General features: G+C 71.2%; 12 protein-coding genes. 4 read left to right on the top strand and 8 right to left on the bottom strand.

Annotated elements, in window-relative coordinates:
- Positions 1–123: 123 nt before the first annotated feature.
- The 5 genes from pgl to tkt are packed head-to-tail and all read right to left on the bottom strand — an operon-like array spanning position 124 to position 6,819.
- The gene (gene pgl, locus ACFYXC_RS22835) at positions 124–906 is read right to left on the bottom strand and encodes a 6-phosphogluconolactonase (RefSeq protein ID WP_388915162.1); all 783 of its coding nucleotides are present in this window, start codon (positions 904–906) and stop codon (positions 124–126) included.
- Positions 903–2,039: a glucose-6-phosphate dehydrogenase assembly protein OpcA gene (gene opcA, locus ACFYXC_RS22830; protein WP_388915165.1), complete on the bottom strand. Its 1,137-nt coding sequence runs from the start codon at positions 2,037–2,039 to the stop codon at positions 903–905. The genes pgl and opcA overlap by 4 nt, the downstream gene beginning before the upstream one ends.
- Positions 2,036–3,562 (bottom strand): glucose-6-phosphate dehydrogenase, encoded by a 1,527-nt coding sequence (gene zwf, locus ACFYXC_RS22825; RefSeq protein WP_388915598.1) that lies wholly within the window; start codon positions 3,560–3,562, stop codon positions 2,036–2,038. Before zwf ends, opcA begins: the two co-directional genes overlap by 4 nt.
- A 1-nt stretch (position 3,563) precedes the next feature.
- Positions 3,564–4,682, bottom strand: coding sequence for a transaldolase (gene tal, locus ACFYXC_RS22820; RefSeq protein ID WP_388915168.1), 1,119 nt, complete (start codon positions 4,680–4,682; stop codon positions 3,564–3,566).
- A 34-nt stretch (positions 4,683–4,716) separates the two neighbouring features.
- Positions 4,717–6,819: a transketolase gene (tkt, locus tag ACFYXC_RS22815; RefSeq protein ID WP_389553842.1), complete on the bottom strand. Its 2,103-nt coding sequence runs from the start codon at positions 6,817–6,819 to the stop codon at positions 4,717–4,719.
- Between the two features lie 354 nt (positions 6,820–7,173).
- Between tkt and ACFYXC_RS22810 the strand changes: the two genes are divergently transcribed.
- The 4 genes from ACFYXC_RS22810 (at position 7,174) to ACFYXC_RS22795 (ending at position 10,759) form a co-directional block, all read left to right on the top strand.
- The gene (locus ACFYXC_RS22810) at positions 7,174–8,163 is read left to right on the top strand and encodes a heme o synthase (protein ID WP_389553945.1); all 990 of its coding nucleotides are present in this window, start codon (positions 7,174–7,176) and stop codon (positions 8,161–8,163) included.
- 249 nt (positions 8,164–8,412) lie between these two features.
- Positions 8,413–8,757 (top strand): hypothetical protein, encoded by a 345-nt coding sequence (locus tag ACFYXC_RS22805; protein ID WP_389553841.1) that lies wholly within the window; start codon positions 8,413–8,415, stop codon positions 8,755–8,757.
- 127 nt (positions 8,758–8,884) lie between these two features.
- On the top strand, positions 8,885–9,991 hold the full coding sequence (locus ACFYXC_RS22800) for an amidohydrolase family protein (protein WP_389553840.1): 1,107 nt from the start codon (positions 8,885–8,887) through the stop codon (positions 9,989–9,991).
- An 18-nt stretch (positions 9,992–10,009) separates the two neighbouring features.
- Positions 10,010–10,759 (top strand): nucleotidyltransferase, encoded by a 750-nt coding sequence (locus ACFYXC_RS22795; protein WP_389553839.1) that lies wholly within the window; start codon positions 10,010–10,012, stop codon positions 10,757–10,759.
- 56 nt (positions 10,760–10,815) lie between these two features.
- Here ACFYXC_RS22795 and ACFYXC_RS22790 read toward each other — a convergent pair whose 3' ends face one another.
- The 3 genes from ACFYXC_RS22790 to ACFYXC_RS22780 all read right to left on the bottom strand — a co-directional run bounded on the left by ACFYXC_RS22790 (position 10,816) and on the right by ACFYXC_RS22780 (position 13,619).
- The gene (locus ACFYXC_RS22790; RefSeq protein ID WP_389553838.1) at positions 10,816–11,823 is read right to left on the bottom strand and encodes a heme A synthase; all 1,008 of its coding nucleotides are present in this window, start codon (positions 11,821–11,823) and stop codon (positions 10,816–10,818) included.
- 81 nt (positions 11,824–11,904) lie between these two features.
- Positions 11,905–12,699, bottom strand: a complete 795-nt coding sequence (locus ACFYXC_RS22785) for an ABC transporter permease (protein WP_389553837.1) — start codon at positions 12,697–12,699, stop codon at positions 11,905–11,907.
- Positions 12,696–13,619: an ABC transporter ATP-binding protein gene (locus tag ACFYXC_RS22780; RefSeq protein ID WP_388915188.1), complete on the bottom strand. Its 924-nt coding sequence runs from the start codon at positions 13,617–13,619 to the stop codon at positions 12,696–12,698. Before ACFYXC_RS22780 ends, ACFYXC_RS22785 begins: the two co-directional genes overlap by 4 nt.
- Positions 13,620–13,636: the final 17 nt, after the last annotated feature.

The raw sequence follows: 13,636 nt of genomic DNA, 5'->3' as shown, positions 1-13,636 counted from the left end.
GCCCCTTAAAAAGCGGGGCTGCGCCCCGGCTTCTGTTTTCGGGTGCGGGCCGGTGGGGGTCGTTCGCGCAGTTCCCCGCGCCCCCGTCCGGGGGCGCGGGGAACTGCGCGGTCTTGCAGTCCGTCAGGGTGAGGCCGGGGGGTACAGTGCGCGGGGGAGCTGGGACGCGGCTGCCGCGTCCAGCAGCCACAGCGTGCGGGACCGGCCCTGGGCCCCCGCCGCCGGAGCCTGGATCTCCCCCGCACCCGACAGGGCGATCGCCACGGCCTGCGCCTTGTCCTCACCCGCCGCGAGCAACCACACCTCACGCGCCGCCCGGATCGCGGGCAGCGTGAGCGTGACCCGCTTCGGCGGCGGCTTCGGCGCACCGTGCACGCCGACCACGGTCCGCTCGGTCTCACGGACGGCGGGAAGCTCCGGGAACAGCGAGGCCACATGCGTGTCCGGCCCGACGCCCAGCAGCAGTACGTCGAAGGACGGGACCGGGCCGTGGTTCTCCGGCCCGGCGGCCTCGGCGAGCTCGGCCGCGTAGGCTTCCGCCGCCGCGTCCGCGTCCGGCCCCCAGGGGCCGTCCGCCGCGGGCATGGCGTGCACGCGCTTCGGATCCAGCGGCACCGAGTCGAGCAGCGCCTCCCGGGCCTGGGTGACGTTGCGCTCGGGGTCGCCCTCGGGCAGGAACCGCTCGTCGCCCCACCACAGGTCCAGCCGGCCCCAGTCGACGGCGTCCCGCGCGGGGGCCGCCGCGAGCGCCGCCAGCAGGCCGTTGCCGTTGCGGCCACCGGTCAGCACGACGGAGGCGTGACCGCGCGAAGCCTGCGCGTCCACGACCTTCGTGATGAGCCGGGCCGCGGCGGCCTGGGCCATCAGCTCCTTGTCGCGGTGGACGACCAGCTGAGGAGTGCTCACTGCGGGTCCGCCTTCTTGACCGGGGGCATCTGGGCGGGAGTGGGCCGCGAGGCGTCACCGTCGCCCGCCGGGGAGGCGGAGGCGGCGGTCGACACGGAGGCGGACGGAGACGCCGGCGCGGACTTCCCGGCCGGCGGGTCCGGCACCGGCCGGACCGGCAGCTCCCCCGGGGTCCAGGCCGACTCGGCCCGCTGCGACGCCGACTGTATGCCGCCCAGCCGGTCCACCCCGAACCGCAGTGCGGACGCGTACGTGTCGTCCGGGTCGAGCCTGCGCAGCTCCTCCGCGAGCAGCTCGGACGTCTCGCGGCGCTTGAGCGCCACCACCCGGTCCGGCTGGCCGGGCAGCGCCAGCGTCGCCATCGCCCCGTCCGACCGGTGCAGGGTGATGGGGCCGCCGGTCGTCTCCAGGCGTACCTGGGTCAGGCCGGGACCGGCGGAGACCGCACGCCGTACGTGCACGTGCAGGCGGTCGGCGAGCCACATGGCGAGCAGTTCGACGCTGGGGTTCGCCTCCTCGCCCGCCACCTCGACGGAGACGACCTCGCAGTCGACCTGGTCGAGCGCGGCGGCCAGCATCGAACGCCACGGAGTGATCCGCGCCCACGCCAGGTCGGTGTCGCCCGGCTCGTAGCTCTCGGCGCGGGCCTTCAGCTCCTCGACGGGCTTCTCCGAGGCGTAGCTGTCGGTGACCCGGCGCTGGCCCAGGGCGCCCAGCGGATCGCCCGCCGGGTCGCGGGGCGCGTCCACCGACCACCAGACGACGACCGGCGCGTCCGGCAGCAGCAGCGGCAGGACGACCGACTGGGCGTGGTCCGACACCTCGCCGTACAGCCGCAGGACGACCGTCTCACCGGCGCCGGCGTCCGCGCCGACCCGGACCTCGGCGTCCAGCCGCGACTTCGTGCGGTCGCGGGGCGAGCGCGAGACGCGCTTGATGACGACGAGGGTGCGCGAGGGGTGCTCGCGCGAGGCGTCGTTGGCGGCCTTCAGGGCGTCGTAGGCGTTCTCCTCGTCGGTCACGATGACGAGGGTGAGGACCATGCCGACGGCAGGCGTGCCGATCGCCCGGCGGGCCTGCACGAGCGCCTTGTTGATCTTGCTGGCCGTGGTGTCCGTGAGATCTGTCTTCATGGCCGACGCCAGCTCCGTCCGTCTCGCTCGAGCATCTCGTCGGCCTCGACGGGCCCCCAGGTGCCCGACGGGTACTGCGCGGGCTTGCCGTGCTTGTCCCAGTACTCCTCGATCGGGTCGAGGATCTTCCAGGACAGCTCGACCTCCTCGGTGCGCGGGAAGAGGTTCGAGTCACCCAGCAGGACGTCGAGGATGAGCCGCTCGTACGCCTCGGGGCTGGACTCGGTGAACGACTCGCCGTACGCGAAGTCCATCGAGACGTCCCGGATCTCCATGGAGGTGCCGGGCACCTTGGAGCCGAAGCGGACCGTGATGCCCTCGTCGGGCTGGACGCGGAAGACGATCGCGTTCTGGCCCAGCTCCTCCGTCGCCGTGTGGTCGAAGGGGGAGTGCGGGGCACGCTGGAAGACGACGGCGATCTCGGTGACCCTGCGGCCGAGGCGCTTGCCGGTCCGGAGGTAGAAGGGGACGCCCGCCCAGCGGCGGTTGTCCACCTCGACCTTGATCGCCGCGTAGGTGTCGGTCTTCGACCGGGGGTCGATGCCGTCCTCCTGGAGGTAGCCGACGGCCTTCTCGCCGCCCTGCCAGCCCTCGGCGTACTGACCGCGGACGGTGTTCGCGCCCAGGTCCCGGGGCAGCTTCACCGCGCCGAGCACCTTGGTCTTCTCGGCGGCGAGCGCGTCCGCGTCGAAGGAGGCGGGCTCCTCCATGGCCGTGAGGGCCATCAGCTGGAGCAGGTGGTTCTGGATGACGTCACGGGCGGCGCCGATGCCGTCGTAGTAGCCGGCGCGTCCGCCGATGCCGATGTCCTCGGCCATGGTGATCTGTACGTGGTCGACGTACGACCGGTTCCAGATCGGCTCGAACATCTGGTTGGCGAACCGCAGCGCCAGGATGTTCTGGACCGTCTCCTTGCCCAGGTAGTGGTCGATGCGGAAGACCTGGTCCGGGGCGAAGACCTCTTCGACGGTGGTGTTGAGGTCCTCGGCCGACCTGAGGTCGTGGCCGAAGGGCTTCTCGATGACCGCGCGGCGCCAGGAGCCGCCCGTCTGGTCGGCGAGGCCGTGCTTCTTCAGCTGCCGGATGACCACGGGGAACGCGGACGGCGGGACGGAGAGGTAGAAGGCGAAGTTGCCGCCCGTGCCCTGTGCCTTGTCCAGCTCCCCGATCGTGTCGCGCAGCCGCTCGAACGCGTCGTCGTCGTCGAAGGTGCCCTGGACGAAGCGCATCCCCTGGATGAGCTGCTGCCAGACCTCCTCACGGAACGGCGTACGGGCGTGTTCCTTGACGGCGTCGTGGACCTCCTGGGCGAAGTCCTCGTTCGCCCACTCGCGGCGCGCGAAGCCGACGAGGGAGAAGCCCGGCGGCAGCAGGCCGCGGTTGGCAAGGTCATAAACAGCAGGCATGAGCTTTTTACGGGACAAATCGCCCGTGACCCCGAAGATGACGAGGCCCGACGGCCCCGCGATACGCGGGAGCCGTCGGTCCGCCGGGTCACGCAGCGGATTGCTGCTTGACAAGATTTCAGCCCTCCGAGGGGGCGAGGCGCTGGAGCTCCGCCTCGGTCGACTTGAGCAGGTCGTTCCAGGCGCCCTCGAACTTCTCGACGCCCTCGTCCTCCAGGAGCTGGACCACTTCGTCGTACGAGATCCCGAGCTTCTCGACCGCGTCGATCTCGGCGCGGGCCTGCTCGTACGTACCGGCGATGGTGTTGCCGGTGATGCTGCCGTGGTCCTCGGCGGCGAACAGGGTCGCCTCCGGCATGGTGTTCACCGTGTTCGGCGCGACCAGGTCGTCGACGTACAGGGTGTCCTTGTAGGCCGGGTCCTTGACGCCGGTCGAGGCCCACAGCGGACGCTGCTTGTTGGCCTGCGCCTTGTCCAGGGCGGCCCAGCGGTCCGAGGAGAAGACCTCCTCGTACGCCTGGTAGGCGAGCCGCGCGTTGGCGAGGCCGACCTTGCCGCGGGCGGCCTTGGCCTCGTCGGTGCCCAGCGCGTCGAGCCGCTTGTCGATCTCGGTGTCCACGCGGGACACGAAGAAGGACGCCACGGAGTGGATCGTGGAGAGGTCGAGGCCGGCGGCCTGCGCCTTCTCCAGACCCTCCAGGTACGCGTCCATGACCTTGCGGTAGCGCTCCAGCGAGAAGATCAGCGTGACGTTGACGCTGATGCCCCGCGCGATCGTCTCGGTGATCGCGGGCAGGCCGGCCTCCGTCGCCGGGATCTTGATGAGCGTGTTCGGCCGGTCGACGAGCCAGGCGAGCTGCTTGGCCTCGGCGACGGTCGACTTGGTGTTGTGCGCCAGCCGCGGGTCGACCTCGATCGAGACCCGCCCGTCCTGGCCCTGCGTCGCGTCGAAGACCGGCCGCAGGATGTCGGCGGCGTCACGGACGTCCGCCGTCGTGATCATGCGGATGGCCTCTTCGACGCTGACCCCGCGGGCGGCGAGGTCCGACAGCTGCTGGTCGTAGCCGTCGCCCTGCGAGATCGCCTTCTGGAAGATCGACGGGTTGGTGGTGACGCCCACGACGTGCTGCTGGTCGATCAGTTCAGCGAGGTTGCCGGACGTGATCCGCTTGCGCGACAGGTCGTCCAGCCAGATCGCCACGCCTTCCTCGGAGAGGCGCTTCAGTGCGTCTGTCATGGAAAATGCATCTCCTACGTGTCGTATGTCAGCGTCAGCGCTGGGCTGCGGCGATCGATTCCCGGGCCACGTCCGCGACGTTCTCGGCAGTGAAACCGAACTCCTGGAAGAGGACCTTGCCGTCCGCCGAAGCACCGAAGTGCTCCAGGGAAACGATGCGGCCCGCGTCCCCGACGAAACGGTGCCAGGTCAGACCGATACCGGCCTCGACCGCGACACGCGCCTTGACGGACGGGGGGAGCACCGAGTCCCGGTACCCCTGGTCCTGCTCGTCGAACCACTCCACACACGGCACGGACACGACCCGGGTCGGGGTGCCGGCCTCCTGGAGCCGCTCACGCGCCTCGACGGCCACATGCACCTCGGAACCGGTGGCCATGAGGATGACCTCGGGCTCCGCGCCCCGCCCGTCGGACCCCTCGGCCTCGAAGAGCACATAGGCGCCCTTGGCCGCGTCCTCGTTGGCCGCGTACGTCGGCACGCCCTGACGCGTCAGCGCGAGACCGTGCGGGGCGCCCTTGCCGAAGACCTTGGTGTAGCGGCGCAGGATCTCGCGCCACGCGAGCGCGGTCTCGTTGGCGTCGGCCGGGCGCACGACGTTCAGCCCGGGGATGGCGCGCAGCGAGGCCAGGTGCTCGACCGGCTGGTGGGTGGGGCCGTCCTCGCCGAGGCCGATGGAGTCGTGCGTCCACACGTACGTCACCGGCAGGTGCATCAGCGCGGAGAGGCGGACGGCGTTGCGCATGTAGTCGGAGAACACCAGGAAGGTGCCGGCGTAGATACGGGTGTTGCCGTGCAGCGCGATGCCGTTCATCTCCGCGGCCATGGAGTGCTCGCGGATGCCGAAGTGGATCGTGCGGCCGTACGGTTCCGCCTCCGCCAGCGGGTTGTCCGCCGGGAGGAACGACGACGTCTTGTCGATCGTCGTGTTGTTCGAGCCCGCGAGGTCGGCCGAGCCGCCCCACAGCTCGGGGATGACCGCGCCGAGGGCCTGGAGCACCTTGCCGGACGCGGCACGGGTGGCGACGCCCTTGCCCGTCTCGAAGACCGGGAGCTTCTCCTCCCAGCCGGCCGGCAGCTCGCCCGCGGCGACGCGGTCGAACTCGGCGGCGCGCTCCGGGTTGGCGGTCCGCCACTCGGCGAAGCCCTTCTCCCACTCGGCCTTCGCCTCGCGGCCCCGGTCGAGCGCCTGGCGCGCGTGCGCCAGCACCTCGTCGGCGACCTCGAAGGTCTTCTCCGGGTCGAAGCCGAGGACGCGCTTGGTGGCCGCGACCTCGTCGTCGCCGAGCGCCGAGCCGTGCGCGGCCTCGGTGTTCTGCGCGTTCGGGGCGGGCCAGGCGATGATCGAGCGCATCGCGATGAACGACGGCTTGTCCGTGACCGCCTTCGCGGCCTCGATCGCCGCGAACAGGGCGGCCGGGTCGAGGTCGCCGTTCTCCTGCGGCTCCACGCGCTGCACGTGCCAGCCGTACGCCTCGTACCGCTTGACCGTGTCCTCGGACACCGCGGTCTCGGTGTCGCCCTCGATCGAGATGTGGTTGTCGTCCCACAGCAGGACGAGGTTGCCGAGCTTCTGGTGCCCGGCCATCGAGGACGCCTCGGCGGAGATGCCCTCCTGGAGGCAGCCGTCACCGGCGATCGCGTAGATGAAGTGGTCGAACGGGGAGGTGCCGGGGGCGGCCTCGGGGTCGAAGAGACCGCGCTCGTAGCGGGCGGCCATCGCCATGCCCACCGCGTTGGCGACACCCTGGCCGAGCGGCCCGGTCGTCGTCTCCACGCCGCGGGTGTGCCCGTACTCGGGGTGCCCCGGGGTCTTCGAGCGCCACGTCCTGAACGACTTCAGGTCGTCCAGCTCCAGACCGAAGCCGGCCAGGTACAGCTGGGTGTAGAGGGTCAGGGACGAGTGGCCCGCGGACAGCACGAAGCGGTCGCGGCCGGTCCATTCGGGGTCCGCCGGGTCGTGCCGCATCACCTTCTGGAAGAGGGTGTACGCGGCGGGTGCCAGACTCATCGCCGTACCCGGATGGCCGTTCCCGACCTTCTGTACGGCGTCGGCGGCCAGGACGCGGGCGGTGTCGACGGCCCGCTGATCCAGTTCGGTCCACTCGAGGTCTGTTGTGGTCGGCTTGGTGCTCACCCTGGGTCAGGGCTCCTCTCCACATGTTGCACATGTCGAATGCCGGTGCACGCGGCGCCCACCGGCTCGCTGTCGAGCCTACCCCCGTGGCAACGCGCATTTTTTCGAGTCGTTCCAGACTGCCGGGACTTCCCCTCTTCTGCCTCCCGACCGGCGCGTTCCGTATCCGGCAAGTGAATACGGAGCCGCTCATCCGACTGCTCAATCCCCGGCCGATCAGTCCTGCGCGGGCCCCTTCGACACGAGCGGACCCCCGTCGAGGCCGGGGTCTGGGCAACGTCTACAGTGGCGTGGTACGCGCGAGCCTTTACCGGGAGTTCACACTCGGGGCTCGCTGGGATGTCTCTGTCAGGGGTGTGCGTGACGGCCGTTGAATCCCGTCCAGCGGGTGGGGGCACCCCCCGTGCCCGCAGGGCCACGGGGGAAGCCGGTGGGACGAGCCGGGGTACGAGCGACCGGCCGTTCGGGGCCCGGGTCAAGGCGTTCATCGCCCTCACCAAGCCGCGGATCATCGAACTGCTGCTGATCACCACGGTCCCGGTGATGTTCCTCGCGGAACAAGGTGTGCCCGATCTGCAGCTGGTGCTCCTCACCTGCCTCGGCGGATATCTCTCCGCCGGCGGTGCCAACGCGCTGAACATGTACATCGACCGCGACATCGACGCGCTCATGGAACGTACGGCGCAGCGCCCGCTGGTCACCGGCATGGTGAGCCCCCGTGAGTGCCTCGCCTTCGGCATCACGCTCGCCGTGGGCTCCACCCTTCTGTTCGGTCTGACCGTCAACTGGCTGTCCGCCTGGCTGTCGCTGGGAGCCCTGCTCTTCTACGTCGTCGTCTACACGATGATCCTCAAACGGCGTACGTCGCAGAACATCGTGTGGGGCGGTATCGCCGGCTGTCTGCCCGTCCTCATCGGCTGGTCCGCCGTCACCGACTCCATGTCGTGGGCGCCGGTCATCCTCTTCCTGGTCATGTTCTTCTGGACGCCGCCGCACTACTGGCCGCTGTCCATGAAGGTGAAGGAGGACTACGCGCGCGTGGGTGTGCCGATGCTGCCGGTCGTCGCCTCCAACAAGGTTGTCGCGCGGCAGATCGTCCTCTACAGCTGGGCCATGGTGATCGTGTCCCTGCTGCTGACTCCGCTGGGGTACACGGGGTGGTTCTACACCGTCGTGGCGCTGGTGACCGGTGGGTTCTGGCTGTGGGAGGCGCACGGGTTGCAGTCTCGGGCCAAGGGGGGGGCCGTGGGGGCGAAGCTCAAGGAGATGCGGTTGTTCCACTGGTCGATCACGTATGTCTCGCTGCTGTTCGTGGCGGTTGCGGTGGATCCGTTCCTTCGCTGACGTGGCGTCTGGATTCTGCTTGGGGTGGCTGAGGTTCGTTGTCGGCTGACCGCCGGTGGGGGCTGGTCGCGCAGTTCCCCGCGCCCCTCAAGGATTGCGCAGTTCCCCGCGCCCCTAGGCGGTTGGGCAGCCCCCGTGTCCCTGAAAGGTTCTGCAGTTCCTCGCGCCCCTAGGCGGTTGCGCAGGTCCTCGCGCCCCTAAAGGGGTCCCAGGACCTCTTATAGGGCTACCCGTCGGTAGCATTTGGGTATGGCAGATACTCAGCAGGTTGACGGTGGTGGCAAGAGCGGGCGGCGTGTGGGCAGGCTCGCTTCGCAGATCTCCTCCTTCGCGCAGGCCCACGGCGGCGCCGAGGGGCAGATCGCGTATCTCGGGCAGATGGGTGCCCGCATCGTCCTCGTGGGCGAGGACGGTGAATGGGGCGACCTCGTGGCCCCGAGCTACGCCCTCGCCGAGGAAGCCGTGAAGCGCTCCGGCATCACCCTCCACGAGGACTTCGACGGCGAGTTCGCGAACAAGGTCAGGACCGGCCCGTACGAGTGGACCCGCATGGCGGGCATCCAGGTGGGCGGCCCCAGCAACAAGCCTGATTAGGGGCGCGCGGCGGTGACCTGTGCGGCCCCGCCGTGTGGGCGCGACCGGCCACGACCCACCCGCACCCGACCACCCGCCTCACCCGTTAAGCCCGCAAGAGGCGGAGCCAGAGCGTGGGGAGGTCCGGATGATCGAAACGCCGTCGCTGGTCGACCAGTACTGCCACGGCGTGCTGCGGACGGAGCTGGGCCTCGGCACCTTCGAGGCCCACCTCGCCAGGGGCGAAGGGCTGCCCGCCGCAGGCACCACGTTCTTCGACACGCAGACCGGTTTCGCCGTACGCCGCTGGTGCCCCCCTCTGCTGGGCCTCGAACCGCACTGCCCGCCCGCCCGCTATCTGGCCCGGCGCCGGGAGCTGGGCGTCCTGGAGGCGGGACGCAAGCTGCTGCGGGGGAGCGGCATCACGACGTACCTGGTCGACACCGGACTGCCCGGCGACCTCACGGGACCCGACGAGATGGCGTCCGCGGGAGCCGCAGGCGCCCATGAGATCGTCCGCCTCGAACTGCTGGCCGAGCAGGTCGCCGACACCTCCGGCACCGTCGAGTCGTTCCTAGCCAACCTCGCCGAGTCGGTGCACGGGGCGGCCGCGAACGCCGTGGCCTTCACCTCGGTGGCGGGGGTACGGCACGGACTGGCGCTCGCGCCCGAACCGCCCGGGCCCGGGGACGTGCGGGGCGCCGCCGGCCGGTGGCTGGCGGGCCGCCGGGTGGGCGGCGCGCTGAGCGATCCGGTCCTGCTCAGACACCTGCTGTGGATCGCGGTCGCCTCCGGCCTGCCGCTCCAGCTCCACGCCGGTCTGAGCGAACCAGGACTGCGCATCGACCGCACCGACCCCGTCCTCCTGAGCGACTTCGCCCGCGCCACGGCAGGACTCGGCACCGACCTGGTGCTGCTGCACGGCTACCCGTACCACCGGCACGCGGCGCACCTCGCGGGAGTGTTCCCGCACGTGTACGCCGACCTGGGCGCGGCGCTGGTGCGTACCGGGGCCCGCGCGGCGGCCGTGCTCTCGGAGATCCTGGAACTCGCCCCCTTCGGGAAGCTGCTCTTCTCCAGCGGCGCCCATGGACTGCCCGAACTCCATGTGGTCGGCGCGTGTCTCTTCCGCGAGGCGCTCGCCCGGGTGCTCGGTGCCTGGGTGGCCGAGGGCGCCTGGGCACTGGCCGACGCGCAGCGGGTGGCGGGGCTGATCTCGGCAGGAAACGCGAAGCGGGTGTACGGGGTGGGGTGAGCTGCACAGACTGTGCGTATGACTCGCAGCGACGCGACCGACCGGCTCCTCGACCGCTTCCGCACCGAACTGCGCGATCTCGCCCCCGTGGCCGTGTGGGCGCACGGTTCGCTCGGCGGGGACGACTACCAGGAGGGCCGCAGCGACCTGGACCTGATCGCCGTCCTGGACGGCCCGATCACGGCGAGGACGGTCTGGCGGGTGGGCCGGCTGCACGCCCGGCTGCGTACCGAACCGCTCGTCGCCAAGCTGCACTGCAGCTATCTGACGCCCGGCACGGCGGCCGACCTCGAACACCGGCACCTCACCTGGGCGCATCAGCGGCTCCTCAGGCGGCCGGTCACACCGGTGACCCGGCGCGAACTGCACACCACGGGACTGGTCCTGTCCGGGGAGCGGCCCGAGCACCTGCTGCCGCCCGTGACGGACGGTGAACTCGCCGCGTTCGTCGTGCGGGACCAGCGGGACTTCTGGCGGCGGGAGGTGGACCGCGCGAGCAACTGGACGCAGGACATCTGGGTGGACATGGGACTGATCACGTACGCCCGCGCCCTCGTCACCCTGAAGGACGGGCGGCTGATCAGCAAGCGTGAGGCGCTCGATCTGCTGCCCGGTCTCGGCGCACCCGTCGAGGTGGTCGCCGACATCAGGAGCCGGCGCTACCCGGAGCCGGGGGCGCCGGTCCAGGAGTGGGCGGCCCGCAGGGGGCGGCTCGCCCGGGACTACCTGGGGCCGGCGATCGACCGCCTCGTGGCCGCGTACACCTGACGCGGGCGCGTACACCTGACCTCGGACGGGGGCGCGGGCGCAGCCGCGTCCGCGGGTCAGGTGCGGCTGAGGGCCGACTCCGTCGACTGCTCCGGCAGTTCCGCCGCGACCTCAGGGCGCTCCCGCAGCGCCAGCAGCACCCGGAGCGTGGCGATCCACACCAGGCAGGAGCCGAACATGTGGAGGCCGACCAGGACCTCCGGGAGGTCGGTGAAGTACTGGACGTAGCCGATGGCGCCCTGCGCGAGGAGCACCAGGAACAGGTCGTGGGTGCGGTGCAGCGGGCCCTCGGGGGCGTCGACGGCCTTCAGCACGAACCACAGGGCGAAGGCAAGCGTCACCACGATCCAGGCCAGGACGGCGTGCAGCTTGGTGACGTTCTCCCAGTCCAGCGGGATGCGCTCGACCTCGCTGGAGTCGCCCGCGTGCGGACCCGCGCCGGTGACGACCGTGCCCACCGCGATGAGCAGCACGGTGACGCCGACCAGGATCCACGCCATCTGCTGGACCGGCCTGCCGACCAGCGGACGCGGCGCGCCGTCACCCTCCCGGGTGCGCTGCCACATCACCGTGGCGACGGCGATCAGGGCGGTGGAGAGGAGGAAGTGGGCGGCGACCGTGTACGGGTTCAGGCCCACCAGGACGACGACGCCGCCGAGGACCGCGTTGCCCATGACGACCCAGAACTGCGCCCAGCCGAGCCGGGTGAGACTGCGCCGGTACGGCTTCTGTGAGCGGGCGGCGACGATCGCCCAGCCGACCGCGGCACACAGGACGTACGTGAGCATGCGGTTGCCGAACTCGATGACACCGTGCACGCCCATCTCGTGCGTGTTGGTGAGCGAGTCCTCGGTGCACTTGGGCCAGGTCGGGCAGCCGAGGCCCGAGCCGGTCAGCCGGACCGCACCACCGGTGACCACGATCAGCACCGCCATGACGAGCGCGGCGAGAGCGGCACGCCGGACCGTCCGGGGGGACGGGGTCCAGCGCCCGGCGATGAAGGCGAGCGGGTTGCGCACGGCGTGAGCGGCGTCCGCTCGGGTCACGTTCGACACGGCATCCATCCTAGGGGGCCGCTTGTGCACGCTTTCACGAGCCCCCCTCCCCGCCCGCCGGCGGCCGGCGGGACGTCGTCCGTGGTGCCGTCACTCCCAGCGGAAGAACCTCCCGGCGGCGGCCAGGCCCACGACCGCCCACACCGCGAGGATCCCGAGGTTGCCCCAGGGCATCCCGGCGCCGTGCTGGAGCACGTCCCGCAGGCCGTCGGAGAGGGCCGAGATCGGCAGCAGGCCGAGGACGTCCTGCGCCGCCTGCGGGAACTTGTCGAGCGGCACGATCACTCCGCCGCCGACCAGCAGCAGCAGGAAGACCAGGTTCGCGGCGGCCAGCGTGGCCTCCGCCTTCAGCGTCCCCGCCATCAGCAGGCCGAGGCCCGAGAACGCCGCCGTGCCGAGGACCAGCAGGAGCAGTACGGCGAGGGGATCGCCCTCGGGCGACCAGCCCAGCGCCAGGGCGATCACTGTCACGAGGATCACCTGAAGGACCTCCGTGACCAGCACGGACAGGGTCTTGGCCGTCATCAGCCCCCAGCGGGGCAGCGGGGAGACGGCGAGCCGCTTCAGGACGCCGTACCGGCGCTCGAAGCCCGTCGCGATGGCCTGGCCGGTGAACGCCGTCGACATCACGGCGAGCGCGAGGATGCCCGGCGTCAGGAAGTCCACCGCCTCGCCCGCGCCCGTGTCGACGACGTCGACCACGCTGAACAGCACGAGCAGCAGCGTCGGGATGATCACGGTCAGCAGCAGCTGCTCGCCGTTGCGCAGCAGCATCCTCGTCTCCAGCGCCGCCTGCGCCGCGATCATCCGGGACAGCGGGGCCGCCCCCGGCCTCGGCGTGTAGGTGCCCCCGGCGGTGGCCCGGGCGTCCGTTTCCGCGCTCATCCGCGCAGCTCCTTACCGGTGAGCTCCAGGAAGACGTCCTCCAGCGTGTGCCGCTCCACGGAGATCCTGTCCGGCATCACCCCGTGCTGGGCGCACCAGGTGGTGACGGTCGCCAGCAGCTGAGGGTCGATCTTGCCGCCCACCCGGTACGAGCCCGGGGCCGGCTCGGCCGCCGTGGAGTCCGCCGGGAGGGCCTTGAGCAGCGAGGTCAGGTCCAGGCCGGGGCGGCCGCTGAACCGCAGGGTGTTCTCGGCGCCGCCGCGGCACAGCTCCTCGGGGGAGCCCTGGGCGACGACGCGGCCCGCGTCGATGATCGCCACGTCGTCGGAGAGCTGCTCGGCCTCGTCCATGTGGTGCGTGGTGAGGATCACCGACACACCGTCGGCCCGCAGATCGCGGACGAGGTCCCAGGTGGCCCGGCGTGCCTGCGGGTCCAGACCGGCCGTCGGCTCGTCCAGGAAGACCAGCTCGGGGCGGCCGACGACGGCCATGGCGAGGGCGAGGCGCTGCTGCTGGCCGCCGGAGAGCCGGCGGTACGCCGTCCGGCCGCAGCCGCCGAGGCCCAGGCGCTCGGTCAGCGCGTCCACGTCCAGCGGATGGGCGTGCAGCCTGGCCACGTGCCTGAGCATCTCGCCGGCACGGGCGCCGGAGTAGACACCACCGGACTGGAGCATCACACCGATACGAGGGCGCAGGGCGGCGGCCTCGCGCACCGGGTCGAGGCCCAGGACGCGGACGGTTCCGGCGTCCGGTCTGCGGTAGCCCTCGCAGCTCTCGACGGTGGTCGTCTTGCCCGCGCCGTTGGGTCCGAGCACGGCGGTGACGCCCGCCCGGGCCACCAGGTCCAGGCCGTCCACGGCGGTCTTCCCGCCGTATCTCTTCACCAGACCGCTGACCTGGACGACGGGGTCACTTCGCATGGGCGGCCTCACTTCGC

The organism is Streptomyces sp. NPDC002701, assembly GCF_042889045.1.
In the GTDB taxonomy this organism is placed as follows: Bacteria; Actinomycetota; Actinomycetes; order Streptomycetales; family Streptomycetaceae; genus Streptomyces.
The sequence above is the reverse complement of the archived record's forward strand: the minus strand, read 5'-3'. Positions and strand labels throughout refer to the sequence as shown.